The organism is Klebsiella sp. Ech2A (assembly GCF_030078455.1).
In the GTDB taxonomy this organism is placed as follows: Bacteria; Pseudomonadota; Gammaproteobacteria; order Enterobacterales; family Enterobacteriaceae; genus Klebsiella; species Klebsiella terrigena.
Window position 1 is genome coordinate 1 of the sequence record NZ_JAQGFU010000005.1, and the last position, 25,310, is coordinate 25,310.

Genomic DNA, 25,310 nt, shown 5'->3' on the forward strand with positions numbered 1-25,310 from the left:
CTCAATGCCCATCCCCTTGCAGCGGGCCCGCTCGTTCGCGCCGATACGGCGGTTCTCTTCGCTGTCGCCCTTGACGTGGTGGCGGGCCAGCAGGCGGCCCTGCATATCGCCATCCAGCGCCCGGATCACCGCGGCGGAAACCACGCCTTCCGGGGCGCCGCCGATACCGTACAGGACGTCAACTTCGCTATCCGGCATGCAGGTCAGAATAGAGGCCGCCACGTCACCGTCTGGGATGGCGAAGACGCGTACGCCCAGCTGCTGCAGCTCGGCAATCACCGCATCATGGCGCGGCTTGGCGAGCACGGTCACCGTCAGCTCGCTGAGCGGCTTATTCAGCGCGCTCGCCACGTTACGCAGGTTCTCCGCCAGCGGCAGATTGAGGTCAATCGCCCCTTTCGCCCCCGGACCGACAATCAGCTTTTCCATGTACATATCCGGCGCATTCAGGAAGCAGCCCTTATCGCCCACCGCCATGACGGCCAGCGCGTTCGCCTGGCCCATCGCCGTCATCCGCGTGCCCTCGATCGGGTCGACGGCGATATCTACCGCGTCGCCGCGGCCGGTGCCGACCTTCTCGCCGATATAGAGCATCGGCGCTTCATCGATTTCACCTTCGCCGATGACGATAGTGCCGTCGATATCAATCAGGTTGAGCATAATGCGCATGGCGTTAACCGCGGCGCCGTCGGCGATGTTTTTATCGCCGCGGCCCAGCCACTTGTAGCCCGCCAGCGCGGCGGCTTCGGTAACACGCGAAAATTCGATGGCCAGTTCTCGTTTCATAATTCACTCGTTCTGAAGGAAAATTGCGCGCGGCGCCGCCTGCTCCTGCGGGAGCAGAGGCGTCAGGCGTTGGAATAGCGTTCGGTTTCCGGCATCCAGCGCTCGATAAGCGCCTGGGCCTGCTGCGGGTAGCGTTGGTGAATATGGCGGGCAATGCGCTGAACGTCGGGGATCATTGCCTTATCGCGGAGTAAATCCGCGACCTTAAATTCGGCGGTGCCGGTCTGGCGGGTGCCGAGCAGCTCGCCCGGGCCGCGGATCTCAAGGTCCTTTTGCGCGATGACGAAACCGTCGTTGCTATCGCGCAGGACCTGCAGGCGCAGCTGGGCGGTTTTCGACAGCGGCGACTTATAGAGCAGCACGCAGTGGGAGGCCACCGCGCCGCGACCGACGCGGCCTCTGAGCTGGTGCAGCTGCGCCAGCCCGAGACGTTCCGGGTTTTCGATAATCATCAGGCTGGCGTTAGGCACGTCCACCCCGACCTCGATAACCGTGGTGGCGATAAGCAGATGCAGCTCGCCCTGCTTAAAGGCCTGCATGACCGCCTGCTTGTCTGCCGGCTTCATCCGGCCGTGCACCAGGCCGATATTGAGCTCCGGCAGCGCCAGCTTCAGCTCTTCCCAGGTGGCTTCCGCCGCCTGGGCTTCCAGCAGGTCCGACTCTTCAATCAGCGTGCAGACCCAGTAGGCCTGACGCCCTTCCTGAGTACAGGCGTTGCGCACGCGGTCGATAATATCGCTGCGGCGGGTGTCCGGGATGGCCACCGTGGTGACCGGCGTACGGCCCGGCGGCAGCTCGTCAATCGTCGAGGTGTCGAGGTCGGCGTAGGCGGTCATCGCCAGGGTGCGCGGAATGGGGGTAGCGGTCATGATCAGCTGGTGCGGATGGAAGCCCAGCTGCTGGCCCTTTTCCCACAGCGCGAGGCGCTGATGCACCCCGAAGCGGTGCTGTTCATCGATGATCACCAGCGCCAGGCCGCTAAACTGGACCTGCTCCTGAAAAATAGCGTGGGTGCCGACAATCATCTGCACCTGACCGCTGGCGATGGCATCCTGCTGCGCCTGACGCGCCTTGCCTTTTTGTTTGCCGGCCAGCCAGCCGACCTCAACGCCCAGCGGCGCAAACCAGCTGCGGAAGTTGGCGGCGTGCTGCTCCGCCAGCAGCTCCGTCGGCGCCATCAGCGCCACCTGCCTGCCGTGGGCGATGGCCCGCAGCGCCGCGAAGGCGGCAACCAGCGTTTTGCCGGAGCCGACGTCGCCCTGCACCAGGCGCATCATCGGCACATCGAGCGCCATATCCCGCTCGATCTCGGCGGTCACCCGCTCCTGGGCGCCGGTCGGTTTAAAGGGCAGGGAAGCCAGCAGCTTGTTTTTTAGGCCATCGTTGGCGCTGAGCGGCAGGGCGTGGAAGCGCTGGGCGCCGGCGCGAACCGCCAGCATGCTCAGGTTATGCGCCAGCAGCTCTTCCAGAATTAAGCGCTGCTGGGCCGGGTGCTTACCGGTTTCCAGCTCGCTGAGCTGGAGCGACGGCGGCGGGCGATGCAGGGTGCGCAGCGCCTCCGGGAGACTCATCATTCCCTGCGCCAGCTCGGGCGGCAGCAGCTCGGCGATAGCGCAGGTCTCAAGGAGCTCCAGCGCCTGGTCGGTGAGCTTACGCAGCGTGGCCTGTTTGATACCTTCGGTGGTGGGGTAGACCGGAGTCAGGGTCTCCTGCAGGTCGGGCGCGCTCATATCGCCCTGCACGCGGTATTCCGGGTGGATCATCTCCGCGCCGTATTTGCCGCGCTTCGCTTCGCCGTAGGCCAGCACCCGGCGGCCGGCGGCAAGGCTGTTTTTCATCGCGGCGTTAAAGTTGAAGAAGCGCATGGTGAGAATACCCGAGCCATCGCTTATCTGGCAGGTCATCATCCGGCGGCCGCCGAAGGTGATGTTGCTGTTGAGCACTTCGCCTTCAACGGTGGCGTAGACCCCCGGCAGCAGGTCACCGATTTGATAGAGCTGGGTACGGTCTTCGTAGCGTAGCGGCAGATGCAGCAGAAGATCCTGCACGGTGTGCAGGCCGATTTTCGCCAGCTTGCTGCTCTGCGCTGCGCCAACGCCGGTTAACGTGTTGAGCGGGACAGCATCCAGCAGACGGCTTTGCATCGGTTTACCTCGCTGCCTGCATTGTGGCCCACCACGCGGCGTCGGCTTCGACTTCGCCCTGGCCGTTGACGTGGGGATAGGGCAGGCCTTTTTGTTTTGCCACTCTTGCCAGCACCGGATAGCCGCCTTCAAACAGCAGGCGCTGCTGCTCTTCTTCCGGCAGCATGCTGTTTTCGCGTTTATACATGCCCGCGTTTTGCCGCTGGCGCTGCGCTTCATAGAGGATCAGGGCGGAGGCGACGGAGACGTTGAGCGACTGCACCATGCCCGTCATCGGAATCACGATCTCCTGGTCCGCCAGCGCTAAGGCTTCCGCGGTGATGCCGGTTTTTTCCTGGCCCATCAGGATACAGGTGGGCCGGGTGTAGTCGATTTCACGAAAGTCGACGGCTTTGTCAGAAAGATGGGTGGCGAGGATCTGCATGCCCTGGCCCTTTAGGTGACCGACGGCGTCGCCAATGGTAGGGTGCGTTTTGACCTGTACCCAGCTGTTGCTGCCCGCGGCGGCGGAGACCATGGTGTACATGCGGCTGCTGGGCCAGACAGCGTGCACTTCGTGCACGCCAACGGCGTCTGCGGTACGAACAACCGCAGAGACGTTATGAGGTTTGTGGACCTGCTCCATGCAGACCGTCAGGTCAGGCTGACGCCTGGCGAGCATCTCACAAATACGCGCATAACGCTGTGAATTCATTACACTTAATCCTTCAAATTGCCTCGGCGTGCGCCGCTGGCTACCCGGCTTACAGCCTCGCCCTTCGGGACCAGCGCAAGCGCTGTGCGAAACGCTGGCGCGTTTCGCGACCTGGCCCGAATGATTTTGTGTATAAGGCTAGTTTCGGTTACGGGTGACTTTTATCACGTCCGGCATCACGCGAATCTTGCGCATGATATTCGCCAGATGTACGCGATCCCGCGCGGTCAGGCGAATAAAGGCGCTGTATACGCGGCCATCCTTCTCTTCCGTATTCAGGCTTTGAATATTGGAAGCGGCGGTATTGATCGCGGCCGTGAGGTTCGCCAGCGCGCCCTGGTGGTTAAACATATCCACCTTAATTTCGGTGATAAATTCCTGGGCGGTCTCTTTATCCCACTCGACGGCCATAAACTTCTCCGGCTCTTTCTGGTAGCCGCGAATGTTACGACAGGACTCGTGGTGAATGACCAGCCCTTTGCCGGGGCTGACGTGCGCGATAATCGGGTCACCGGGAATCGGACGACAGCACTTGGCGAAGGTAATCAGCACGCCGTCGGCGCCTTTAATCGGCAGATGTCCGTGGCCTGATGGCGTTGAGCTTTGCGCCGGCGCGGAGACGGTCTCTCCCTGCTGCAGGTTTCTGGCAACCACCACGCTCATCGCGTTGCCGAGGCCGATTTCTGCCAGCAGATCGTCCAGCGTCGCCAGCTTCATGCGCTCAAGCTCGCGCTGAACGTTCTCTGGCGGGATTTCTGCCAGCTTGCGGCTGCCGCCGAGGGCGTGGTTGAGCAGCCGGCGGCCGAGGCTGACGGAGTCATCGCGCTTGAGGTTTTTCAACAGCTGGCGGATCTTCGCGCGCGCTTTCGAGCTGACGACAAAGTTCAGCCAGGCGGCATTCGGACGCGCGCCCGGGGCGGTAATGATCTCTACCGTCTGGCCGCTGGAGAGCGGCTGCGACAGCGGATAGGGCTGGCGATCGACGCGCGCGCCAACGCAGGCGTGGCCGATATCCGTATGCACCGCGTAGGCAAAGTCCACCGGCGTGGCGCCGGCAGGAAGTTCGACAATGCGTCCTTCCGGGGTGAAAACGTAAATCTCATCGGGGAACAGATCGGATTTGACGCTCTCGATAAATTCAAACGAGCTGCCTGCGCTCTGCTGCAGTTCCAGCAGGCTCTGCATCCAGCGCTGGGCGCGGATCTGCGCGGTGGTGCTGCTCTCGCCGCCGTGCTCTTTATAGGCCCAGTGCGCCGCAACCCCCATTTCCGCCATCTGGTCCATGTCTTCGGTACGGATCTGTACCTCAACCGGGACGCCGTGCGGGCCGATCATCGAGGTGTGCAAAGATTGATAGCCGTTCGCTTTCGGAATGGCGATGTAATCTTTCATCCGCCCTGGACGCGGCTTGTAGAGGCTGTGCATCTGGCCAAGCACGCGGTAGCAGGTGTCGGCATCGTGGACAATCACGCGGAAGGCGTAGATATCCATGATCGAGTGAAAACGCTGCTCTTTGAGCACCATTTTGCAGTAGATGGAGTACAAATGCTTCTCGCGACCGCTGACGCGACAGGGGATCCCCGCTTCCTGTAAGCGTCCTTCGATTTCGGAGAGGATCTTTTGGATCATCTCTTTACGATTGCCGCGCGCCGCTTTAACGACTTCTTTAATGACGCGATACCGATTGGGATACAGCGCTTCAAAGCCCAGCTCTTCGAGCTCGGTTTTAATGTGGTGAATACCTAAACGGTGGGCCAGCGGGCTGTAGATTTCCAGCGTTTCGCGGGCAATGCGGCGGCGTTTATCCGGGCGTAGCGAGCCCAGGGTGCGCATGTTGTGGGTGCGGTCGGCAAGCTTGATGAGGATGACGCGGATATCCTGCACCATCGCCATAATCATCTTGCGAAAGTTTTCGGCCTGCGCCTCTTTCTTATCGCGGAACTTGAGCTTATCAAGTTTTGATACCCCCTCTACCAGCTCGGCAACGCTTTTACCAAAGAGTTGCTCCATGTCCTGGTAGGTGGCGGGGGTATCTTCAATCACGTCATGCAACAGGGCGGCCATCAGCGTTTCGTGGTCGAGCTTCATCTCGGCCAGAATACAGGCTACCGCTACCGGGTGCGTGATATAGGGTTCACCGCTTGAACGTGTCTGACCCTCGTGAGCGTCACGTGCAACGAGATACGCCTGCCGAAGACGCTTGATTTGCTCTTCCGGCAGGTAGTTTTGAATCAGCTGATTCAGGCTTTCAAACAGATACAAGGGCAACCCGCTGCGTTATTAACGACGACCTTCAGCAATAGCGGTCACTGCCTGTAATTCAGCGGCTTCCTGCTCTTGCTGTTCTTGACGATCGCGCACGTCGAGGATCTGGTTGTTGATCAGACCTTCTTCGATTTCGCGCAGTGCGATAACGGTAGTTTTATCGTTTTCTTCCGCTACCAGCGGATCTTTCCCGCCAACCTGCATCTGACGAGCGCGACGCGCGGCGACCAGTACCAGGTCAAAACGGTTACCAATTTTCTCTACAGCGTCCTGAACAGTTACGCGTGCCATACTTAAAATGCTCCACAGATGAAGAAATGACTGGGCATGATACTGAATGTGGGTTCAGTCTGCCAACAGTTTGGTGATTAAAGCGCCATGTCGCTGCTTTTGGCGGCTCATGCGCAGACGTTCGGCGCGGATGATGTTTTTCAGATCGCCCAGGGCGGTATCAAAATCATCATTCACAATAAGGTAATCATATTCCGCGTAATGGCTCATTTCTGCAACAGCCTGCGCCATACGTTTTGCGATCACCTCTTCGCTGTCCTGGCCGCGGCCACGCAGGCGACGGTCAAGCTCATCTTTGGACGGCGGCAGAACAAAAATGCTGCGCGCGCCCGGCATTTTATGACGGATTTGCTGAGCGCCCTGCCAGTCGATATCGAGGAAGACATCAACGCCGGTTGCCAGTACCTGCTCGATCGCTTCGCGCGAGGTGCCGTAATAGTTGCCAAAAACTTCCGCATGCTCAAGAAATGCGTCTTTACCAATCATCGTTCTGAAATCGTCGTGATTAACAAAGAAATAGTGTTCACCGTGCACCTCACCAGGACGCGGCGCGCGCGTGGTATGCGAAACAGAGACCTGAGAGTCGTACAGCGGTTGGGTTTTTAATAAAGCCTGAATCAGGCTGGATTTACCCGCGCCACTTGGGGCGGAAACAATATAAAGCGTGCCTTGAGCCATGAGAGTCTTTTGTATGTGATGGTCGAAAGAGAAACTACATACGAGCCTATTATACACGCCGCCGCGCTGTGACGTAGTCCCTGTCACACTTTTTCCCTCTGTTTCTTTCATTTTGCCTGCTGTTTCCCTGATTTCTCTGTGAGTTGCCGCAATCAACGACAAACCCTGGAAGCCGGCTCGCAGCGCGGAAAAGCCCTTATCGCCGGTGATGCCCCGGCGGCGGCAGAATGCCGGTGGGCAAAAAGGAGGGCAGCACAGTGCGAAAATGGCTTTGGGCGATAGGCATATGGATAACGGCGGGATACGGCCAGTCGGCCTGCCCCGCGTGGACGCAGGCGCAGGCTGAACAGGAGGTCAGCCGCCTGAATCAGCAGGTTGCCGGGTGGAAAAACGACTACTGGCAGCGCGGCAGCAGCGAAGTCGCTGATGACGTCTACGATCGGCTTTTCGCCCGGTTAGTCGAGTGGCGGCGCTGTTTTGCCATCAAAGCGCCGGTCATCGATGATTTACCGCCGCCCCGGGGCGAGGTGCGGCACCCGGTTGCCCACACCGGCGTGCGTAAGCTGGCGGAAAAAGCCGACGTGGCGCGCTGGATGCGGGGCAAAACCGATCTGTGGGTGCAGCCAAAGGTGGATGGCGTTGCGGTGACGCTGGTTTACCGCCGCGGGCGGCTGGTACAGGCCATCAGCCGGGGAGATGGCCGGGCTGGAGAAGACTGGACGGCAAAAGTGCGGCAGATTCCCGGTGTGCCGAGGGTGACGAAGGGCGCGCTGGCCAATAGCGTGCTGCAGGGAGAACTTTTTCTCCGCCGCGCCGGACATATCCAGAAGCGGATGGGGGGAGTAAACGCCCGGGCGACGGTCGCTGGCGCCATGATGCGGCGGGATATATCGACATCGTTAGCGGATCTGGGCGTCTTTATCTGGGCATGGCCGGATGGGCCCGAGGAGATGCGTCAACGGCAGGCTCTGCTACAGCAGGCCGGCTTCAGCGCGAGCAGCGGCTTTTCTCAACCGGTGGCGGACGTGGAGCAGGTTGCGCGCTGGCGTGAACGTTGGTTAACGTCAGCGCTACCTTTTGCTACCGATGGCGTTGTCGTACGCCTTGGGAAGGAGCCTGCCGGGCGCTTCTGGTCGCCGGGGCAGGGGGATTGGGTCGCGGCGTGGAAGTATCCTCCGGCCGTCCGCATCATGGAGGTGCGAGACCTTCGCTTTTACGTCGGGCGTAGCGGGAAAATTGCGGTGGTGGCAGAGCTCGACCCGCAGCAGCTGGACGATAAACAGGTTAAACGCGTGAGCGTAGGGTCGGTGGCCCGCTGGCAAAGCCTGGATATTGCGATTGGCGATCAGCTGCAAATCAGCCTGGCGGGGCAGGGGATCCCGCGGATAGATAGCGTAGTGTGGCGAACGGCCCAGCGCCGCAAGCCTCAACCGCCTCCGGCGCGTTTTAACGCGCTGACCTGCTATTTTTTCTCCCCCGAGTGCGGCGGACAGTTTCTTGCAAGGCTGGTCTGGCTGTCGTCAAAGCCCGTACTGGACCTCGGCAGCGTCGGTGAGTCCGCGTGGCGCGCCGTCCATCGCTCTCTGCGTATGGAGCATCTTTTTTCGTGGCTGGCGTTTACCCCTCAGCAGCTGCAGTCAGTCCCGGGGATCTCTGCGCTACGCGGTCAGCGGCTCTGGCACCAGTTTAACCTTGCCCGCCAGCAGCCCTTTCTGCGCTGGGTGCAGGCTCTGGGAGTGCCGGTGCCGCAGGCGGCGATGGCGGGCCTGGCCGGAGAGGGCTGGTCGCAGCTGCTGGCGCGCAGCGAAGAGCAGTGGCGGCGCCTGCCGGGAGTGGGGGATGAAAAAGCGCGTCAGCTGGTGGCCTTTCTGCGGCATCCGGACGTTGCCGCGCTGGCGCAGTGGCTCAGCGGGCAGGGCATCTCCGGGTTTTAGCCCGATCAGTGCGCGCTATGGTTGTAGTGGAAGACCGGCAGACCCAGCTTCCAGCGCAGGGCCAGCATGCGGGCGGTAAAGCCAAACAGCAGGGTGGCGATGACCACCACGTCGTGGCTGCTGACATAGTGCTGCAGGGCGATATACAGAATGGCGGCGGCAAAAGAGATCCCGGCGTACAGCTCTTTCTGGAACACCAGCGGGATGCGCTTACAGAACATATCCCGCAGCACGCCGCCGAAGACGCCGGTGATGACCGCCGCGATAGAGGCGATAACCGGGCCTTCTCCCATATCGAGGGCAATCTGCGCGCCGATAATTGAAAACACCACCAGGCCGAGGGCGTCGAGGACCAAAAACAGCCGACGCAGGTGGGGCATAACCGGGGCGGCAATCGTGGTGAGTACCGCGGCGACGGCAACAATGATGACGTATTCCGGGTTCTTGACCCAGCCCAGAGGGTAGTGGCCGAGCAGAATATCCCGCACCGACCCGCCGCCCAGGGCGGTGGCGGTCGCAATAATGATAACGCCAAAGGTATCCATACGACGGCGTCCGGCCGCCAGAGCGCCGGTCATCGCTTCCGCGGTAATACCAATTAAATACAGAATATGAAGCAGCATAGATCCCCCACGATGAGAGCGGGCAGGTTAGCGATTTGTGCGCAGGATCACGACTGAGATTTTCTAAGGTGAACGAGCTACACCTTGAAAAAATAATGTCTGATTTTCACAGTTACCTTTATTTGTGGGGTTTAATGGATTTTTATTTTAGTTTTAAGATTAGAAAAACTAATGAATAAGGTCCGACCGGCGCTGGTCAGGAAAATACGCGCTAAATACGTAATATTTAACTCGCGACCGTTATCATTTTATTTTCCTCTTTCAGGGCCTAAGAATATGACCGGAGTAACCGGCGAGAAAAACTACCTGCTGCGCCTGGCGGCCGTCGTTCTGACCGGGGTCCTTGCCGGCCTGTCGGGAATGGTTCTGGCGATGATTTTGCACGCTATTCAGCACCTTGCTTTTGGATATAGCCTCGATCGTCTTGTCGGCACGGAGTCGTTTTTGCAGGGCGTAACGGATGCCTCCTGGCCCCGACGCTTCACGGCCATCGTCGTAGGCGGCGCGATCGCCGGGTTTGGCTGGTGGCTGCTGGGCCGCTACGGTCAGAAGCGGGTATCGATTTCCGCCGCCGTCGCCACGCCCGCGGTGCCGATGCCGGCGGGCACGACAACCCTGCATGCCCTGCTGCAGATCGTCACCGTGGCGCTGGGCTCCCCGCTCGGTCGGGAGGTTGCGCCGCGAGAGATGGGGGCGCTGGGGGCCGGTATAGTGGCGCGCAGAATGGGCCTGCATGAAGATGAAACCCGCACGCTGATTGCCTGCGGCGCCGGTGCCGGGCTGGCGGCGGTATATAACGTGCCGCTGGCCGGCGCCCTGTTCAGCCTTGAAGTGATGCTGCTGTCGTTTAGCTGGGAGAAAACGCTGGCGGCCGTGGTGACGTCGGCCGTTGCTGCCTGGACGGCAGCGCTCGGGCTGGGGGATGAGTCCCAGTACCACTTTATCTCCGGGGCGCTCCCGCACGCGTTTATGTGGTGGGCGATAATCGTCAGCCCGCTGCTTGGCGCGGCGGCGTGGCTGTTTCGTCAGGCAACCAGCGCCGCGCGTGCGCGGGTCAGGACAAACTGGCAGATGCCGCTATTTTGCCTGCTGGCGTTTACCCTTCTTGCCGGGCTGAGCCTCTATTTTCCGCAGCTACCCGGCAATGGCAAAGGCCCGATGCAGCTTGCGATCGGCGACGGGCTGGGATTGCATAGCGCGCTGGTGCTTCTGGTCCTGAAAGCGATCGTGATTCTGGCGGTGCTGCGCGGCGGTGCGGAAGGAGGACTGTTGACTCCTGGCCTGGCGGTGGGAGGCCTGGTGAGCCTGCTGCTGAGTATGTTTTGGCAGCTGCTGGTGCCCGGCGGCGACGCCGGCAGCTTTGCGCTGGTTGGGGCCGCGGCTTTTCTGGCGGCGTCAATGCAAATGCCGCTGACGGCGGTTGCGCTGGTAATGGAGTTTACCCATATGGATCATAGCTATCTGGCCCCCACGCTGCTGTGCGCTGCGGGCGCTTTTATCACCTGTCGGATACTGAACGGAAAGTACAGGTTCTGAACTGAAGGGATAAAAAAGGCTGGTAAAACCAGCCTTTAATCGAGGTGCCTGTCATCGAGGGGCCTGCGGTTACTCGATGTTCTGAATTTGCTCGCGCATCTGCTCAATCAGCACTTTCAGCTCGATGGCAGAATTGGTGACTTCCGCATTGATCGATTTTGACGCCAGGGTGTTCGACTCGCGGTTGAACTCCTGCATCATAAAGTCGAGGCGGCGGCCAACGGCTTCTTTTTTCTTCAGAATGTTGTAGGTCTCTTTGACATGCGCTTCCAGACGGTCCAGCTCTTCGGCAACGTCGATACGCTGCGCCATCAGCACCAGCTCTTGCTCGAGACGGTTGTTTTCCAGCTGCACTTCCGCGTCTTCCAGCTTAGATACCAGGCGCTCGCGCTGCCACTGCAGGATTTCCGGCATATGGCTGCGAACTTTGCTGACTTCGGTATTGACGCCTTCCAGGCGCTGTTCGATAAGCGTCTTCAGCGCCTGGCCTTCGGTTTCGCGAGCGACGATAAAGTCGTCCAGCGCGCCGTTCAGCGCGGTGAGAATATCGGAGGCAATGGCGTCGAGATCCTGCTCCTGAGCGGCCATGACTCCGGGCCAGCGCAGGATATCAACCGGGTTGATTTCCCCTTCATCGCTCTGCATTTTTACCCAGTTGGCGGCGTTGACCAGCTGCTTTGCCAGGTTTTCGTTCAGAATCAGCTCACCCTGAGCGCTGGGGTCCTGTTCAAAACGCAGGGTACATTCGATTTTGCCGCGGGTCAGACGCGCACGAATACGCTCACGCACCACGGGCTCCAGACTACGGAACTGCTCCGGCAGACGGAAATAGGTTTCCAGGTAGCGCTGGTTTACCGAGCGCAGTTCCCACGCGGCGCTGCCCCATTCGCCCTTAATTTCACGGCGGGCATAGGCGGTCATACTGCGGATCATAGACGTTCCTGTTTTTAAAGGAGAGTGGGGGGGATTATAGCTTTCAGGGCCTTATCAGGATAGGAATAAGCAAGCATTATCCGTATAATGCGCAGCCATATTCGTTTCAAGCCGGAGAGAACATCATGCGTCCAGCAGGCCGTAGCGCTAATCAGGTGCGTCCCGTAACCCTGACCCGTAACTATACCATACACGCTGAAGGCTCCGTGCTGGTCGAATTTGGTGACACCAAAGTGCTGTGCACCGCGTCAATTGATGAAGGCGTACCGCGCTTTCTGAAAGGCCAGGGCCAGGGGTGGATCACCGCGGAATACGGCATGCTGCCGCGCGCGACGCACACCCGTAACGCGCGTGAAGCCGCCAAAGGTAAGCAGGGCGGTCGCACCATGGAAATCCAGCGCCTTATCGCCCGCGCGCTGCGCGCTGCGGTAGACCTGAAGGCGCTCGGCGAGTTCACCATTACCCTCGATTGCGATGTGCTGCAGGCCGACGGCGGCACCCGTACCGCATCCATCACCGGCGCCTGCGTGGCGCTGGCTGACGCGCTGAACAAGCTGGTCGCCGCCGGCAAGCTGAAAACTAACCCGATGAAAGGCATGGTTGCCGCCGTTTCCGTCGGCATCGTTAACGGCGAAGCGCTTTGCGATCTGGAGTACGTGGAAGATTCCGCAGCGGAAACCGATATGAACGTGGTGATGACCGAAGACGGTCGCATCATCGAGGTGCAGGGCACGGCGGAAGGCGAGCCGTTTACCCATGAAGAGCTCCTGACTCTGCTGGCGTTGGCCCGAGGGGGGATCGAATCTATTGTCGCGACGCAGAAGGCGGCGTTGGAAAACTAGTTTTTAAGGCGACTGAGAAGTCGCCTTTTTTTTGTCCGTAGATCCATAGAATGCACGATGAGGAGCGAATCCATGAAACCATATCAGCGCCAGTTTATTGAGTTTGCGCTTAACAAGCAGGTTCTTAAGTTTGGCGAGTTTACGCTGAAATCCGGGCGCAAGAGCCCCTATTTCTTCAACGCCGGCCTGTTTAACACCGGGCGCGATCTGGCACTGTTGGGCCGTTTCTATGCGGAAGCGCTGGTCGACTCCGGAATCGATTTTGACCTGCTGTTTGGCCCGGCCTACAAAGGCATTCCTATCGCCACCACCACCGCGGTTGCGCTGGCTGAACACCACGACCTGGATTTACCCTACTGCTTTAACCGTAAAGAAGCCAAAACGCACGGCGAAGGCGGCAATCTGGTTGGCAGCGCCCTGCAGGGTCGCGTCATGCTGGTCGACGATGTGATAACCGCAGGCACCGCGATTCGCGAATCGATGGAGATTATCCAGGCCAACGGGGCTGAGCTCGCCGGCGTGCTGATTTCTCTGGACCGTCAGGAACGCGGTCGCGGCGAAATTTCCGCAATTCAGGAAGTTGAGCGCGATTACGGCTGCAAGGTGATCTCTATCGTCACCCTCAAGGACCTGATTAGCTATCTGGAAGAGAAGCCGGAGATGGCAGAGCATCTGGCGTCGGTACGCGCCTATCGCGAAGCGTTTGGCGTATAGATAACAAAGCCCGGGGCGTTATGCCTCCGGGCTTCGGATTACCGTAGCTGCGCGGCGACCAGCGGCCAGCGGGCGTCAAAATCGTCCGTCGGACGATATTTAAACTCGCTGCGCACAAAGCGCGACAGCATGCCTTCGCAGAACGCCAGCAGCTGGCTGGCCAGCAAAGATTCGTCGGTGACGAAGCCTTCACCTTCGCGCATTTTCTTCTCGCGCATGACCTGGCGTAGCTGAACCTCAATGCGTTCAAATAGCTGGTTGATCCGGTCCTGCAGGCGGTCCTGTTCAAACATCAGCGCGTGGCCGGTCAGAATTCGCGTCAGCCCAGGATTACGCTCACCAAACCCAAGAATCAACAGCACGATCAGGCGCAGGCGCGCGGATGTGTCTTTCTCATCTTTTAAAATCAAATTGATGCGCGTAATCAGACTGTCTTCGATAAACTCGATCAGGCTATCGAACATGCGGGTTTTGCTGGGAAAATGACGGTACAGCGCCGCTTCGGACACGCCGACGGACGCCGCCAGTTTCGCCGTAGTAATACGTTGACTACCATCGCTGGATTCAAGCATTAGCGCCAGAGATTGAAGTATTTCCTCGCGACGATTCCTTTTCGCAGTTTGTTTTTCTGCCATGTTTTAAAATACCCCTGAAAATAAGCACTTGTCAGGCAGACATCCACAAAGCGGCCGCAAACGGTCATTTGCGGCGATGTTATTGCATTATTGCGCTTTGGAATGCGGGTTTTGTGTGGACGGGCCTATGCGCGCCCTGAGTGACCAAAGCCACCTTCGCCACGTTCGGTGGCGTCAAAATCTTCCACCAGGTTAAATTCCGCCTGTACGACGGGTACAAATACCATTTGAGCGATGCGCTCGCCGGGTTCAATAGTAAAGCTCTGCTGGCCGCGGTTCCAGACGGAAACCATCAGTTGCCCCTGATAGTCGGAATCGATAAGGCCGACCAGGTTGCCCAGCACGATGCCGTGCTTATGGCCCAGCCCGGAGCGCGGCAGGATGACCGCCGCCAGCGACGGATCGGCGATATGAATAGCCAGGCCGGTTGGCAGCAGGGTGGTTGCGCCCGGCGCAAGCTCTACAGCGGCGTCGAGACAGGCCCGCAGGTCAAGTCCGGCAGAACCGGAGGTGGCGTAGGTTGGCAGCGGAAACTCCTTGCCAACGCGCGGGTCCAGAAGCTTAACGTCGATTTTTTTCATCATAACGGGTCACGATCTCGTCGAGTAATAATTGGCCCAGGAGTTCCTTGCGCTCGTGTGGCAAGCGCTTATCTCCATCCTGCCAGAAAAGGTGTAATGCGTTGCTGTCGCTGTTAAATCCCTGATTTGGCTTAGATACATCATTGGCGCAGATCAGATCGAGATTTTTGCGGTCGCGTTTTTGCCTCGCGTATTCTTCCACATTATTCGTTTCGGCGGCAAACCCAACGACGTAAGGTCGGCTATCCGTTAGCGCAGCGACCCCGGCAACGATATCCGGGTTTTTGACCATTTTTATTGTTAATTCATCATCTTGCTTTTTGATTTTTTTCTCAGCAACGGTGATGGCGCGGTAGTCGGCAACGGCCGCGCAGCCAATAAAAATATGCTGCTGCCGAACGCCGCCGTCGACCGCGGCCTGCATTTCCAACGCGGTCGTGACGTCAATCCGCTGCACGAAAGGCGGCGTCGGTAGCGAAACCGGGCCGCTGACTAATGTGACGTTGGCGCCGCGGTTTGCCGCAGCGGCAGCGATAGCGAAGCCCATCTTACCGGAGCTTTGATTGCTGATATAGCGTACCGGATCCAGCGGCTCGCGGGTGGGGCCCGCGGTAATCATGATGTTGAGATGTTGCAAATCTTTGACAGGCGAAAAATGCGCGGCCGCCATATCGACGAGGGTCAGCGGATCCAGCATCCGGCCCGGGCCGATATCGCCGCAGGCCTGGCTTCCGCTGTCCGGGCCCCAGACCAGCAGGCCGCGTGAGGAGATGACCTCAAGATTATGCTGCGTCGCGGCGGCGCGATACATCTGCTGGTTCATGGCGGGCACCACGGCGACCGGAGACGGCGTGGCGAGGCAGATAGTGGAGACCAGGTCGTTCGCCATGCCGGCAGCGACGCGGGCGATCAGATCGGCGGTTGCGGGGGCGAGGATAACCAGGTCGGCCCATTTTCCCAGCTCAATGTGGCCCATCGCGGCTTCTGCTGCCGGGTCGAGCAGGCTATCGGAAACCGGATAACCTGACACCGCCTGCAGGCTGAGTGGCGTAATGAAGGCCTTCGCGGCTTCCGTCATGGCGACCCGTACGTCGGCGCCGCGCTCGCGCAGGCGGCGTACCAGTTCAGGCGTTTTGTAGGCAGCGATGCCGCCGCTGACGCCGAGAACGATCTTTTTACCAGCCAGACTCATCATGATTTTTTCCTGTTGGAGTACACCAGAATTCGCGCATCTTACCACAATCCCGTCGGCGTCGTGCGCCTGCCTGGAATTGACTTTGCGAGCCGCTACGCACGGGTAAAAGCCGGCCGTCGGCAGCGGCGAAGGGCTATGTCAGGATGTGGGGCGTACTGGAAAAGAGAGGCTGCGATGGATTTACTGGAACCCCTGCTGCCAAGGGAAAAAATGCTGCTCTACGGTATTGAAGCGCTGTCGGACGTTGAGCTGCTGGCGCTGTTTTTACGTACCGGCACCCGCGAGCAGGACGTGATGACCTTTTCGCACGACCTGCTCGCGCGCTTTGGCTCGCTGTACGGCCTGCTATCGGCGGACAAGGCGCAGTTTGACAAGATCGACGGCATAGGCCTCGCGAAGTTCGCTCAGCTAAAAGGCGTCGCCGAGCTGGCGCGGCGCTATTTTAGCCGACGGATAGTTGAAGAGCCCTCTCTGGTAACGCCGCTGATGACGCGGGAATTTTTGCAAAGCCAGCTGATGGACGAGGAGCGGGAGATCTTTATGGTGATCTTTTTAGATAATCAGAATCGGGTATTGAAACATAGCCGCCTTTTTTCTGGTACTCTTAGCCACGTTGAGGTGCATCCGCGAGAAATTGTACGCGAAGCCATCAAAGTGAACGCCGCTGCGGTGATCCTGGCACATAATCATCCATCCGGTAGCCCCGAGCCGAGTAAGGCCGACAGGTTGATTACCGAAAGAGTGATAAAGTGTTGTGGTTTCATGGATATACGCGTGCTCGATCACCTTGTTATCGGCCGCGGTGCGTACGTATCTTTTGCCGAGCGCGGCTGGATTTAGCCCCGATCACGCGATCCTGCGGGATCTTTGTCTGTTCGGGACTTGAGCACATCGCCGAGTCAGCGTATACTACGCCACCTTTGAGAATCTCGGGTTTGGCATTTGGGCCTGGCAATCGATGGTTCACTTAGACACCCACTCTTCAGGTTGCATCAAGGCGGCATGAAGAATGACGTGTAGAACTGCGATGACCGGGCTGTAAAGCCTGACGAGGCGCCAATACCCCATACGAAGCTCGAGCTAATTTGATTTTTGGAGAATAGACATGTCCCGAGTCTGCCAAGTTACTGGCAAGCGTCCGGTGACCGGTAACAACCGTTCCCACGCACTGAACGCGACCAAACGCCGTTTCCTGCCGAACCTGCACTCTCACCGTTTCTGGGTTGAGAGCGAAAAGCGTTTTGTCACCCTGCGCGTATCTGCTAAAGGTATGCGTGTTATTGATAAGAAAGGCATCGATACAGTTCTGTCCGAACTGCGTGCCCGTGGCGAAAAGTACTAAGTACTAAGAGGAAATAAATCATGGCTAAAGGTATTCGTGAGAAAATCAAGCTGGTTTCTTCTGCTGGTACTGGTCACTTCTATACCACCACGAAGAACAAGCGTACTAAGCCGGAAAAACTGGAACTGAAAAAGTTCGATCCAGTTGTCCGTCAGCACGTTTTATACAAAGAAGCTAAAATCAAATAATTTTAGATTCGATGTAAAAAAAACCCCGCTCTGGCGGGGTTTTTTGTTTTCTGGCCATCCCCATAATAAAGACATCTGCAATACAGCCGGAGACGCTATGCCTGAACTACCTGAGGTGGAAACCAGCCGACGCGGGATTGAACCGCATCTGGTTGGCGCTACTATTCTGCACGCCGCTATCCGCAATGGACGCCTGCGCTGGCCGGTTTCTGAAGAGATCTACCGTCTGAGCGACGTGCCGGTGCTCAGCGTGCGTCGACGCGCTAAATATCTGCTGCTGGAGCTGCCGGGCGGCTGGATTATCATTCACCTCGGCATGTCAGGTAGCCTGCGCATTCTGAGCGAAGAGCTGCCCGCAGAGAAGCATGACCATGTCGACCTGGTGATGAGCAACGGCAAGGTGCTGCGCTATACCGACCCTCGACGCTTTGGCGCCTGGCTCTGGACCAAAGAGCTGGAAGGGCATTCTGCACTGGCGCATCTCGGGCCAGAGCCGCTGAGCGACGATTTCAACGCCGCCTACCTGCAGCTGAGGTGCGCGAAAAAGAAAACCGCCATTAAGCCCTGGCTAATGGATAACAAGCTGGTGGTGGGGGTCGGAAATATCTACGCCAGCGAATCGCTGTTTTCCGCCGGGATCCATCCGGATCGGCTGGCATCGTCGCTATCGCATGAAGAGTGCGAGCGGCTGGTGAAGGTGATTAAAGCCGTACTGCTACGCTCGATTGAACAGGGCGGCACCACGCTGAAGGATTTCCTGCAAAGCGACGGTAAGCCGGGCTATTTTGCCCAGGAGCTGCAGGTATACGGACGCAAAGGCGAGCCCTGTCGTACCTGCGGTACGCCGATTATCGCCAGCAAGCACGCCCAGCGGGCGACGTTTTATTGTCGCCAGTGTCAGAAGTAGGGCATCGCCCCGAAAGCGCAAAGATTAGAGCTTTTTCAGCAGCGCCTGGTGCACGTTAGCCGGCAGGAAATGGGATACGTCGCCCTGATGGCGCGCGACCTCCTTGACCAGCGATGAGGAGATAAACGACCACTCTTTGCACGGCATCAGGAAGACGCTTTCGAGGGTCGGCATCAGATGGCGGTTCATATGCGCCAGCTGCATCTCGTATTCGAAATCCGCCACCGCCCGCAGGCCGCGAATCAAAATGTTGGCCTGCTGCGCGCGGGCGAAATTGGCCATCAAATCACTAAAGCCAATGACCTCAACGTTGACCAGGTGCGCGGTTGACTGCTGCGCCAGCACAATGCGTTCGTCGAGGCTGAACATCGGCTTTTTGCTCGGGCTGGCGGCAATCGCCAGCAGCACTTTGTCAAACATGCTGGCCGCGCGGGTGACGATATCGATATGACCGTTGGTGATAGGGTCGAAGGTACCCGGATAAATCGCTTTTGTGCTCATAATTACACTCTCTCCGAGTAGCCGCGGCTCAGCGCCCACAGCTCGGTGTATTTATTAAACGTATACTGCGCGTTGACCACGGCGAGCAGCCAGCCCTGTTTACCATCCAGCACGCCGCCGCGCAGCAGCAGCGTTTTCACAAATGCCCCCAGCGTATGGCCGAAGATACTCAGCAGCGAGGTTTTTTTCCCCTTCTGGTGACGCTCCTGCGCCCAGGCGGTGGCGTAGGCCAGCTGCTTTTGCTGAAAGCCGGAGAAGTCGCGGCAGGTCAGATGCAGCAGGTCGCCGGTCAGTTCGATAATCTGTGCGCCTTTGGCGTCGAGGGATTCGTGTACCAGATTATTGTTATAGCGATAACCAAGGCGCGGGTACAGGCGCATCACGCGATCGGGATACCAGCCGCTGTGGCGCATAAAGCGGCCAAGGAAATAGTTGCGCCGGGCAATGCTGTAGATCGCGCCCTCTTTTGGCGCCGCCAGCGCCTGGCGCAGGGAATCCGCCAGCTCCGGGGTGACGCGCTCGTCGGTATCAATCATCAGCACATAGTCGCCGGTGGCATAATCCTGGGCGCGCTGGCGCTGAACGCCGTAACCCTGCCAGTCGGTGTTGATGTAGACCTGAGCGCCCAGGCTGCGGGCCAGCTCGACGGTGCCGTCGCTGCTGCCGGAATCCAGCAGCACTATCTCATCGGCCCAGCCTACCGACGCCAGACAGTCCGGCAGCAGATCCGCCGCGTTTTTGGCGATCATCACGACGGACAGTCGGATCGACATTAGTGGCTCCGCTGCGGCAGGTAGGGTTGCAGTAACTGTAGCAGACGGGAGAGCGCGCCCTGGTTTTGATGCAGGACTTCTACCGCGTGACGGCCGTACCACAGGCGGTAATCTTCGTCGGTCAGCAGGTTAGAAACCTGGGTGACCAGTGAATTGAGGTCGGTCACGGTGATCAGACCATCATCCTGCTGCAGCTTGGCGCAAATATCTTTGAAGTTGAAGGTGTGCGGGCCCATCAGGACCGGGATGGCGTGCGCCGCCGGCTCCAGCGGGTTATGACCGCCGCGCTCGACCAGGCTGCCGCCGACAAAGGCAAGATCGGCAATGCCGTACAGCAGCATCAGCTCGCCCATGGTATCGCCAATCACCACCTGGGTGCTATTGGACGGGATTTCGCCGGTGCTGCGCAGGGTAAAGCTCATACCCGCTTTCTGCACCATCTCCCGCGCGTCGCTGAAGCGTTCAGGGTGGCGAGGGACGAGGATCAGCAGCAGGTCAGGGAAGGTTTCCAGCAGCTTTTTATGCGCCTGCAGAACGATTTGCTCTTCGCCGTCGTGGGTGCTGGTGGCGATCCACACCTGGCGGTGCGGCGCCCACTGGCGGCGCAGGGTGATGGCGCGTGCGGCCAGCTCCGGCGTAACGGAAATATCAAACTTCAGGCTGCCGGTGACCGCCAGCTGGTTGCGCTTCAGCCCGAGGGCGATAAAGCGGCTGGCGTCTTCTTCATTCTGCGCGGCGATAAGCGTAATCCGGCTCAGCAGGCGGCGCATAAACTTGCCCAGTTTGGCATAGCCCTTCGCCGAGCGCTCGGAGAGGCGGGCGTTAGCGATAACCAGCGGAATTTTACGCTTGTGCAAAGCGGCGACCATATTCGGCCACAGCTCGGTTTCCATCACGATAACCAGCTTCGGCTGAACGGTGTTGAGGAAGCGGTTCATCGCGCAGGGGAGGTCGTAAGGCAGGTAGACGTGGTGAACGTCTTTGCCGAATGCGGACATCGCGCGCTCGGAGCCGGTCGGCGTCATGGTGGTGACGGTGATCGGCAGATAAGGATAACGGTGGCGCAGGGCGCGTACCAGCGGGATGGCAGCAAGCGTCTCACCCACGGAAACGGAATGCAGCAGAATCCCATCCGGCGCTACCTTGTTCTGACAAAAGCCATAACGTTCAGCCCAGCGTTTGCGGTAGGCGGGTGCCTTACGGCTGCGCAGCAGCAGTCGCAGCCAGACCAGCGGCTGAATAAGATAGAGTAGGGTGGTATAAAGCAATTCCAAGCGATTTATCCGTTTTATGTTTTAGCGGGCAAATTCTAAGCATTTAGCCCATGTAAAGCTATCCCTTTGGCGGAAACAAAGGGATTCAGCGTCAGGCCGCGTTGCGATAGCGCTTAATACGCAGGTAGCGCCGTCCAAGGCGCCAGCGTAAGCGGAACGTTCTGGCATTTTTCCAGATCAGGTGCCAGATGCCGCGGTCGAAGAACTCTTTAATGATAATATGCTTTTTTGATTCATCTTTCATGCTATCGAAGGTATGAATGATTCCCAGTCCCTCTTTCGCAATCTGCCAGCGGCAGGCGGAAATATGGCGCACCTTATCCGGATAGCGTTGGTTAATGGCGTCGAGCATCTCCAGAATCTTCATGTAGTGGCGGGCAGAGCGCATCAGCGTGTCGTCGTTATCCGGCTTGTGCGATACCGATTCTGAATGGATATAGTAATCGTAAAACTGCTCGCTGGTGTACTGCACGCGCTCGGCCGCCAGCAGCGCCTCGGTGGTCCAGGGAATATCCTGATGGCGCAGGCCCGGCTCAAAGTGAAAACGATGCTGCATGATAAATTCGCGGCGATAGATGTTCAGCCAGGTCACGTGCAGGAACTTACGCGAATCCAGCGCCTGCTTTAGCCACACGTGGCCCGGCAGCACGCCGGTAGACGGCAGCCGATCCGGAGGAAGGATCGGATGGATATCATTTTTGCTCTCGTAGACGTAGCGGCCGTTGCAGGTGGCGATATCGAGATTGCCCTGCTCCGCCATCGCCAGCAGCGTGCGGTACATGCCGGGATAGAGCTTATCGTCGATATCCGGGAAGGCGAGGTATTTACCGCTGGCAACCGCCAGCCCGGTGTTGCGCGCGACCGAGACGCCCTGGTTTTCCTGCTCCAGCACCCTCACGTTTTGTAGCCGCGCTTTCCACGCATCGATAACCGCGAGGCTGCCGTCCGTCGAGCCGTCGTTCACCAGGATCAGTTCATAGCTTTCCAGCTGCTGTTGCTCAAGGCATTCAAAGAACTGGGCAAGGAATTTTTCGCCGTTGTAGACGGCGGCCACGATGCTCAGTAAAGGCGTTTGACTCATAAATCGTTCGATCCTGGTTAAATAACGGCGTCAGGCGCGGCGCAGCTGGCGGTACTGCTGACAAATCGTATCGACGCTGAACTTTTCCAGCGCGGATTGTTCGATGACAGGCGGGTTATGGTAAATGCTTTGCATCGTCTGAGCCAGCGCCGGGCCGTTGAGATCGGCGAGGCCGCGGGCTAATTCGCCGGTAAGGATCTCCGTCACGCCTCCCGGACAGCGGGTGCTGGCAACCGGCGTGTTCAGCAGCAGCGCTTCGACGATAACGTTGCCAAAGCCTTCGCTATCCGAGCTGAGCACCAGCATCCTGGCGTGTTTAATCCACGGCAGCGGGTTTTTATGGAAGCCTTTAAACAGCACGCGATCGCCGACCTGCAGCCGCTCTGCCAGCTGGCGCAGGCGCTGTTCCTGCTCCGGCTTGCCCTGTCCCAGCAGCACCAGCGGCGCCTGGATACCGCTTTGGGCATAGGCCTCAATCAGCCGATCGTGGCGCTTGCCGGGGTGAAAACGCCCGACGTGGATAATATAGTCCCCGGCAGGCTGCTCGCCCGGTAGCTCCGCGCCGGCCCGCAGGGCGGCGATATCGAACGGATTATAAATCGTTTTCAGCTGCGCCGGGCGAATGGCGAACTGGCTGACCAGATCCTCGCCGACCGCATCGGAGACGGCCACCACGTTGCGTCCCTGATAGACGCGCCTGATTTTCTGCTGCTTCATCCAGCGATCGAAGCCGGTACGGTGGCCAAGATACGAGGTAGAGAAGACGCCGTGCAGGCAGAACCAGACGTTACGCTGCGCGAGCGCGCGGCTGCGGGCGACGATGCGGTCGGTTTTATGCAGATTGGAGAGCACCAGATCGAAGCTGCCCTGCTGTTCAGATTCGGCGATGGCCGCATCAAGCTGGCCCGCGCGGCGCGACAGCTCGGTCAGCTTGCGCCACGGCTTTCGACAGCGGTCGCTAATCACCCGGTAATCCAGCCCTTCCGGCAGGGGGTAGTCGCAAACGTCGCGCAGTGAAAACAGCGAGACGCGCTCTCCCTGGCGCAAAAAATGTTCCGCCAGCGTGAGCACCACTTTTTCCGCTCCGCCGCCGGGCAGGCCGTCGATGACAAACAGTATGCGCATAGCTATTTTACCAGGTCCTGATAGAAAGAGAGCAGCTGCCCTGAGAGCCGCTCGCTGGTGCAGGTCATAATGCGTTCGCGCGCCCGGATGCCTTCCGCTGAACCTAAGGCGCGGGCGGGGAGCGCGGCCACCGCCTGCTGCAGCGCCGAAATATCCAGCGCGTCGCAAACGAAACCGTTGCTGCCCTGAATAATAAACTCCGATCCGCCGCAGCCGGTGGTGGTAATCACCGGCAGACCGCAGGCCATCGCTTCAAGGATAACGTTCGGGAACGGATCGTACAGCGTGGGCAGCAGCAGCCCGTCGGCCATCTGGTAGAAGGGTAGAGTTTCTGACTGCATGCCGAAGAAGCGTACCCGCTCCCCGCAGTTCAGCGTTTTAGCCAGCGCCTGATAGCGGCTCTGGTCTTTATCCTTGCCCACCACCAGCAGATAGCGATCGGTGGGGGCGATGGCGCGGATCGCCGCCTCCAGCCCCTTGCGTTCAAAGCCGGAGCCCACGTAGATCAGGCAGGTTGCCTGGCGCGGTAGGTTCCATTGGTCACGCAGCGCGGTAAAGGCCTCTTCCGTCGGTGGCAGGAAGCGCTGGTTATCAATCGCGTTGTAGATAACGCGGATCTTCTCCGCCGGCAGGCCGAAGTCTGCAATAATTTCCTGTTTAATCATCTCCGCGTTGCAGATGACCCCGCGCAGGTGCGGGTCGTGATACATCTCGCGTTCGGCCCGCATGACGTAGCGGTGGTAGCGATCGGCAAACAGCAGGCGGCTTTTCCAGCCGGGCAGGATGCGCGAGCGCTGCTCCAGCCAGCGGCGATGGACGCCGTCGCCGGCGCGATACAGATCGCAGCCCGGGATGCGCTCATGGCTCTGAACCAGGTCGAAGTTTTCGGCCTGCCACAGCCGGCGCGCGGCGTCGGCAAAGCCGCGTTCTCGGCTGATGCGTCCCCATTTTCGCGGGTTGCAGATGCGGATATTCCACTCGGGCTTCACCGGCCCCTGCCATTCGCGCGTAATGACGTTCAGCTCAAGATTACTGCTATCGAGGGCCTCCAGCGCGCGGGAAACGAAACGCTCCGCGCCGCCGTCGGGGCGATATTTCTGCCGCACCAGGGCGAGCCTGAATTTGCTCATGCCAGCACCTTTTTGGCCGCCGCAATAACCGCGTCGGCGGGAATTAAATCGAGATAGCGCTCTTCCGTACCGGTATCAATGTCGTCAGGGTCGGGCAGAGGGCCAAAGTCTCCGGCCCAGATGACTTCGCCCTTCGCCTGCCACGGGCTCCAGAAGGTCAGCTTTGACGGGCCGAACAGCGCCACCAGCGGCGTGCCGAGGGCGGCAGCCATATGCATGGGTACGGAATCAACGCCGACAAATAAGCGAGCGTGGCCGATGACGGCCGCCAGCTGGCGCAGGGTCAGCTGGCCGGCAAGAGAGTGCAGGCGGGCGTCCGGGCAGCCGGCGATAATGGTCTCTACCATGCGCTTCTCTTTCGCGTCGGGCCCCGAGGTTAGCACCACGGCATGCCCCGCCGCCGACAGCGCGTTAATCAGCGCGCTCATCCGCTCTTCCCGCCAGCATTTAAAGAACCAGCGGGAGGTGGGTTGAATGACGATATAGTTACCTTCGAACCCCGCCGGCAGCAGCGCGCGGCTGCTCTCCCAGTCCTGTTCGCTGTAGCCCATGCGCGCCGGAGCGTCGTTAACGGTCAGCCCGAGGGGGGCCAGAATGGAGAGGTTCTGCTCCACCGTATGCAGGCTTTGATGCTCCCGGGTGGAGGCCAGGGCGGTATGGCAGAAGCGCCAGGCCGGATGGCGGCGTTTCGGGAAATCAAAGCCGATGCGCGTGGCGGCGCCGGTTAAGCGGGTAATAATGGCGCTTGGCCACTGATCGGCAAGGTTGAGCACCATGTCGTAGCGCTGCTGGCGAAGCGTGCGGATCAGCCGCAGCTCCATTTTGAGCTGATGGCCGGTTCCCTGCTTTTTCCAGCGGCGGTCAATCGCGTAAATCTGGTTAACATCCGCGTTCGCCGCGAGCATATCCCGGGTCTCTTCATAAAGCAGCACATCAACGCTGGCCGCGGGATACTGCCGTTTGAGGGCGTGAACGAGCGGCGTGATCAGCAGCATATCGCCGTGATGGCGGAGCTTGATGACCAGGATGCGCGCCGGGTTCACGGCACCGGGAGAGCGGGTTTCAGGCGTCATTCTCTGTTCTTCATTCAGTATCAGGGTTCCGATTCTAGGGGATCAGATAGATTGAGAGAAGCGTT

26 protein-coding genes are annotated in these 25,310 nt (G+C 59.2%); 8 read left to right on the plus strand and 18 right to left on the minus strand.

The genetic code is table 11. From position 1 onward, the window contains the following. From glpX to gmk, 6 genes are all read right to left on the minus strand, one after another. Nucleotides 1–786, minus strand: a 786-nt coding sequence (glpX, locus tag PFH44_RS02300; protein WP_283824187.1) for a class II fructose-bisphosphatase, incomplete at its 3' end; no start/stop codon positions are given. Between the two features lie 62 nt (nucleotides 787–848). Further along, nucleotides 849–2,930 (minus strand): ATP-dependent DNA helicase RecG, encoded by a 2,082-nt coding sequence (gene recG, locus PFH44_RS02305; RefSeq protein ID WP_283824188.1) that lies wholly within the window; start codon nucleotides 2,928–2,930, stop codon nucleotides 849–851. Nucleotides 2,931–2,934: 4 nt separating this feature from the next. Then, nucleotides 2,935–3,624 carry a tRNA (guanosine(18)-2'-O)-methyltransferase TrmH gene (gene trmH, locus PFH44_RS02310; RefSeq protein WP_045853828.1) on the minus strand — a complete coding sequence of 230 codons (690 nt, stop codon included), beginning with the start codon at nucleotides 3,622–3,624 and terminating at the stop codon, nucleotides 2,935–2,937. 138 nt (nucleotides 3,625–3,762) lie between these two features. Beyond that, entirely contained in the window at nucleotides 3,763–5,886 is a 2,124-nt protein-coding gene (gene spoT / locus PFH44_RS02315; protein WP_045853829.1) for a bifunctional GTP diphosphokinase/guanosine-3',5'-bis pyrophosphate 3'-pyrophosphohydrolase, read from the minus strand. Between the two features lie 18 nt (nucleotides 5,887–5,904). Further along, on the minus strand, nucleotides 5,905–6,180 hold the full coding sequence (rpoZ, locus tag PFH44_RS02320) for a DNA-directed RNA polymerase subunit omega (protein ID WP_006817787.1): 276 nt from the start codon (nucleotides 6,178–6,180) through the stop codon (nucleotides 5,905–5,907). 54 nt (nucleotides 6,181–6,234) lie between these two features. Continuing rightward, complete coding sequence (gene gmk / locus PFH44_RS02325; protein WP_041143234.1) at nucleotides 6,235–6,858, minus strand: guanylate kinase; 624 nt, start codon at nucleotides 6,856–6,858, stop codon at nucleotides 6,235–6,237. Between the two features lie 257 nt (nucleotides 6,859–7,115). On the opposite strand from gmk, the gene ligB reads away from it, so the two are divergent. Beyond that, nucleotides 7,116–8,792, plus strand: a complete 1,677-nt coding sequence (gene ligB, locus PFH44_RS02330) for an NAD-dependent DNA ligase LigB (RefSeq protein ID WP_283824189.1) — start codon at nucleotides 7,116–7,118, stop codon at nucleotides 8,790–8,792. 5 nt (nucleotides 8,793–8,797) lie between these two features. Here ligB and PFH44_RS02335 read toward each other — a convergent pair whose 3' ends face one another. Then, nucleotides 8,798–9,415, minus strand: coding sequence for a trimeric intracellular cation channel family protein (locus PFH44_RS02335; protein ID WP_045853830.1), 618 nt, complete (start codon nucleotides 9,413–9,415; stop codon nucleotides 8,798–8,800). Between the two features lie 276 nt (nucleotides 9,416–9,691). Between PFH44_RS02335 and PFH44_RS02340 the strand changes: the two genes are divergently transcribed. Continuing rightward, nucleotides 9,692–10,951, plus strand: coding sequence for a chloride channel protein (locus PFH44_RS02340; protein WP_283824190.1), 1,260 nt, complete (start codon nucleotides 9,692–9,694; stop codon nucleotides 10,949–10,951). Nucleotides 10,952–11,020: 69 nt separating this feature from the next. Here PFH44_RS02340 and PFH44_RS02345 read toward each other — a convergent pair whose 3' ends face one another. Next, nucleotides 11,021–11,884: a YicC/YloC family endoribonuclease gene (locus tag PFH44_RS02345; protein ID WP_283824191.1), complete on the minus strand. Its 864-nt coding sequence runs from the start codon at nucleotides 11,882–11,884 to the stop codon at nucleotides 11,021–11,023. Nucleotides 11,885–12,009: 125 nt separating this feature from the next. On the opposite strand from PFH44_RS02345, the gene rph reads away from it, so the two are divergent. Together rph and pyrE are read left to right on the plus strand one after the other, a co-directional pair. Next, nucleotides 12,010–12,726 carry a ribonuclease PH gene (gene rph / locus PFH44_RS02350; protein WP_032690259.1) on the plus strand — a complete coding sequence of 239 codons (717 nt, stop codon included), beginning with the start codon at nucleotides 12,010–12,012 and terminating at the stop codon, nucleotides 12,724–12,726. 72 nt (nucleotides 12,727–12,798) lie between these two features. Then, nucleotides 12,799–13,440 (plus strand): orotate phosphoribosyltransferase, encoded by a 642-nt coding sequence (gene pyrE, locus PFH44_RS02355; protein WP_045853833.1) that lies wholly within the window; start codon nucleotides 12,799–12,801, stop codon nucleotides 13,438–13,440. 38 nt (nucleotides 13,441–13,478) lie between these two features. Here the strand turns inward: pyrE and slmA are convergent, their stop codons facing one another. From slmA to coaBC, 3 genes are all read right to left on the minus strand, one after another. After that, a complete protein-coding gene (gene slmA, locus PFH44_RS02360; protein WP_045853834.1) occupies nucleotides 13,479–14,075 on the minus strand; it encodes a nucleoid occlusion factor SlmA in 597 nt (198 codons plus the stop codon). Between the two features lie 125 nt (nucleotides 14,076–14,200). Then, nucleotides 14,201–14,659 carry a dUTP diphosphatase gene (dut, locus tag PFH44_RS02365; protein ID WP_045853835.1) on the minus strand — a complete coding sequence of 153 codons (459 nt, stop codon included), beginning with the start codon at nucleotides 14,657–14,659 and terminating at the stop codon, nucleotides 14,201–14,203. After that, nucleotides 14,637–15,848, minus strand: a complete 1,212-nt coding sequence (coaBC, locus tag PFH44_RS02370) for a bifunctional phosphopantothenoylcysteine decarboxylase/phosphopantothenate--cysteine ligase CoaBC (protein ID WP_072051805.1) — start codon at nucleotides 15,846–15,848, stop codon at nucleotides 14,637–14,639. The genes dut and coaBC overlap by 23 nt, the downstream gene beginning before the upstream one ends. Before the next feature lie 177 nt (nucleotides 15,849–16,025). On the opposite strand from coaBC, the gene radC reads away from it, so the two are divergent. The 4 genes from radC (at nucleotide 16,026) to mutM (ending at nucleotide 18,288) form a co-directional block, all read left to right on the plus strand. Further along, nucleotides 16,026–16,691 (plus strand): RadC family protein, encoded by a 666-nt coding sequence (gene radC, locus PFH44_RS02375; protein ID WP_045853837.1) that lies wholly within the window; start codon nucleotides 16,026–16,028, stop codon nucleotides 16,689–16,691. A 265-nt stretch (nucleotides 16,692–16,956) separates the two neighbouring features. Continuing rightward, complete coding sequence (rpmB, locus tag PFH44_RS02380) at nucleotides 16,957–17,193, plus strand: 50S ribosomal protein L28 (RefSeq protein WP_002436699.1); 237 nt, start codon at nucleotides 16,957–16,959, stop codon at nucleotides 17,191–17,193. 20 nt (nucleotides 17,194–17,213) lie between these two features. Then, nucleotides 17,214–17,381, plus strand: coding sequence for a 50S ribosomal protein L33 (rpmG, locus tag PFH44_RS02385; RefSeq protein ID WP_003024094.1), 168 nt, complete (start codon nucleotides 17,214–17,216; stop codon nucleotides 17,379–17,381). 97 nt (nucleotides 17,382–17,478) lie between these two features. Beyond that, nucleotides 17,479–18,288, plus strand: coding sequence for a bifunctional DNA-formamidopyrimidine glycosylase/DNA-(apurinic or apyrimidinic site) lyase (mutM, locus tag PFH44_RS02390; protein ID WP_283824192.1), 810 nt, complete (start codon nucleotides 17,479–17,481; stop codon nucleotides 18,286–18,288). A 24-nt stretch (nucleotides 18,289–18,312) separates the two neighbouring features. Here the strand turns inward: mutM and coaD are convergent, their stop codons facing one another. From coaD to rfaQ, 7 genes are all read right to left on the minus strand, one after another. After that, a complete protein-coding gene (gene coaD, locus PFH44_RS02395; RefSeq protein WP_283824193.1) occupies nucleotides 18,313–18,789 on the minus strand; it encodes a pantetheine-phosphate adenylyltransferase in 477 nt (158 codons plus the stop codon). Between the two features lie 2 nt (nucleotides 18,790–18,791). Beyond that, nucleotides 18,792–19,562 (minus strand): glycosyltransferase family 2 protein, encoded by a 771-nt coding sequence (locus PFH44_RS02400; RefSeq protein ID WP_283824194.1) that lies wholly within the window; start codon nucleotides 19,560–19,562, stop codon nucleotides 18,792–18,794. After that, the gene (gene waaA / locus PFH44_RS02405) at nucleotides 19,562–20,836 is read right to left on the minus strand and encodes a lipid IV(A) 3-deoxy-D-manno-octulosonic acid transferase (protein WP_045853840.1); all 1,275 of its coding nucleotides are present in this window, start codon (nucleotides 20,834–20,836) and stop codon (nucleotides 19,562–19,564) included. The genes PFH44_RS02400 and waaA overlap by 1 nt, the downstream gene beginning before the upstream one ends. A gap of 91 nt (nucleotides 20,837–20,927) precedes the next feature. After that, nucleotides 20,928–21,917 carry a glycosyltransferase gene (locus PFH44_RS02410; protein ID WP_041143220.1) on the minus strand — a complete coding sequence of 330 codons (990 nt, stop codon included), beginning with the start codon at nucleotides 21,915–21,917 and terminating at the stop codon, nucleotides 20,928–20,930. Nucleotides 21,918–21,947: 30 nt separating this feature from the next. Next, nucleotides 21,948–23,042 (minus strand): glycosyltransferase, encoded by a 1,095-nt coding sequence (locus tag PFH44_RS02415; RefSeq protein ID WP_283824195.1) that lies wholly within the window; start codon nucleotides 23,040–23,042, stop codon nucleotides 21,948–21,950. Between the two features lie 2 nt (nucleotides 23,043–23,044). After that, nucleotides 23,045–24,172 carry a glycosyltransferase family 4 protein gene (locus PFH44_RS02420; RefSeq protein WP_283824196.1) on the minus strand — a complete coding sequence of 376 codons (1,128 nt, stop codon included), beginning with the start codon at nucleotides 24,170–24,172 and terminating at the stop codon, nucleotides 23,045–23,047. Beyond that, nucleotides 24,169–25,245, minus strand: coding sequence for a putative lipopolysaccharide heptosyltransferase III (rfaQ, locus tag PFH44_RS02425; RefSeq protein WP_283824197.1), 1,077 nt, complete (start codon nucleotides 25,243–25,245; stop codon nucleotides 24,169–24,171). Before rfaQ ends, PFH44_RS02420 begins: the two co-directional genes overlap by 4 nt. Nucleotides 25,246–25,310: the final 65 nt, after the last annotated feature.

Excerpts from the sequence above, each read along its gene's own strand:
- rpmB (WP_002436699.1), top strand. The coding sequence starts at position 16,957 with ATGTCCCGAGTCTGCCAAGTTACTGGCAAGCGTCCGGTGACCGGTAAC.
- rpoZ (WP_006817787.1), bottom strand. The coding sequence starts at position 6,180 with ATGGCACGCGTAACTGTTCAGGACGCTGTAGAGAAAATTGGTAACCGT.
- PFH44_RS02335 (WP_045853830.1), bottom strand. The coding sequence starts at position 9,415 with ATGCTGCTTCATATTCTGTATTTAATTGGTATTACCGCGGAAGCGATG.
- PFH44_RS02340 (WP_283824190.1), top strand. The coding sequence starts at position 9,692 with ATGACCGGAGTAACCGGCGAGAAAAACTACCTGCTGCGCCTGGCGGCC.
- dut (WP_045853835.1), bottom strand. The coding sequence starts at position 14,659 with ATGATGAAAAAAATCGACGTTAAGCTTCTGGACCCGCGCGTTGGCAAG.
- pyrE (WP_045853833.1), top strand. The coding sequence starts at position 12,799 with ATGAAACCATATCAGCGCCAGTTTATTGAGTTTGCGCTTAACAAGCAG.
- PFH44_RS02420 (WP_283824196.1), bottom strand. The coding sequence starts at position 24,172 with ATGAGCAAATTCAGGCTCGCCCTGGTGCGGCAGAAATATCGCCCCGAC.
- coaD (WP_283824193.1), bottom strand. The coding sequence starts at position 18,789 with ATGAGCACAAAAGCGATTTATCCGGGTACCTTCGACCCTATCACCAAC.
- recG (WP_283824188.1), bottom strand. The coding sequence starts at position 2,930 with ATGCAAAGCCGTCTGCTGGATGCTGTCCCGCTCAACACGTTAACCGGC.
- gmk (WP_041143234.1), bottom strand. The coding sequence starts at position 6,858 with ATGGCTCAAGGCACGCTTTATATTGTTTCCGCCCCAAGTGGCGCGGGT.
- rph (WP_032690259.1), top strand. The coding sequence starts at position 12,010 with ATGCGTCCAGCAGGCCGTAGCGCTAATCAGGTGCGTCCCGTAACCCTG.
- coaBC (WP_072051805.1), bottom strand. The coding sequence starts at position 15,848 with ATGAGTCTGGCTGGTAAAAAGATCGTTCTCGGCGTCAGCGGCGGCATC.
- slmA (WP_045853834.1), bottom strand. The coding sequence starts at position 14,075 with ATGGCAGAAAAACAAACTGCGAAAAGGAATCGTCGCGAGGAAATACTT.
- trmH (WP_045853828.1), bottom strand. The coding sequence starts at position 3,624 with ATGAATTCACAGCGTTATGCGCGTATTTGTGAGATGCTCGCCAGGCGT.
- rpmG (WP_003024094.1), top strand. The coding sequence starts at position 17,214 with ATGGCTAAAGGTATTCGTGAGAAAATCAAGCTGGTTTCTTCTGCTGGT.
- mutM (WP_283824192.1), top strand. The coding sequence starts at position 17,479 with ATGCCTGAACTACCTGAGGTGGAAACCAGCCGACGCGGGATTGAACCG.
- PFH44_RS02345 (WP_283824191.1), bottom strand. The coding sequence starts at position 11,884 with ATGATCCGCAGTATGACCGCCTATGCCCGCCGTGAAATTAAGGGCGAA.
- rfaQ (WP_283824197.1), bottom strand. The coding sequence starts at position 25,245 with ATGACGCCTGAAACCCGCTCTCCCGGTGCCGTGAACCCGGCGCGCATC.
- PFH44_RS02400 (WP_283824194.1), bottom strand. The coding sequence starts at position 19,562 with ATGTCGATCCGACTGTCCGTCGTGATGATCGCCAAAAACGCGGCGGAT.
- radC (WP_045853837.1), top strand. The coding sequence starts at position 16,026 with ATGGATTTACTGGAACCCCTGCTGCCAAGGGAAAAAATGCTGCTCTAC.
- PFH44_RS02415 (WP_283824195.1), bottom strand. The coding sequence starts at position 23,042 with ATGCGCATACTGTTTGTCATCGACGGCCTGCCCGGCGGCGGAGCGGAA.
- PFH44_RS02410 (WP_041143220.1), bottom strand. The coding sequence starts at position 21,917 with ATGAGTCAAACGCCTTTACTGAGCATCGTGGCCGCCGTCTACAACGGC.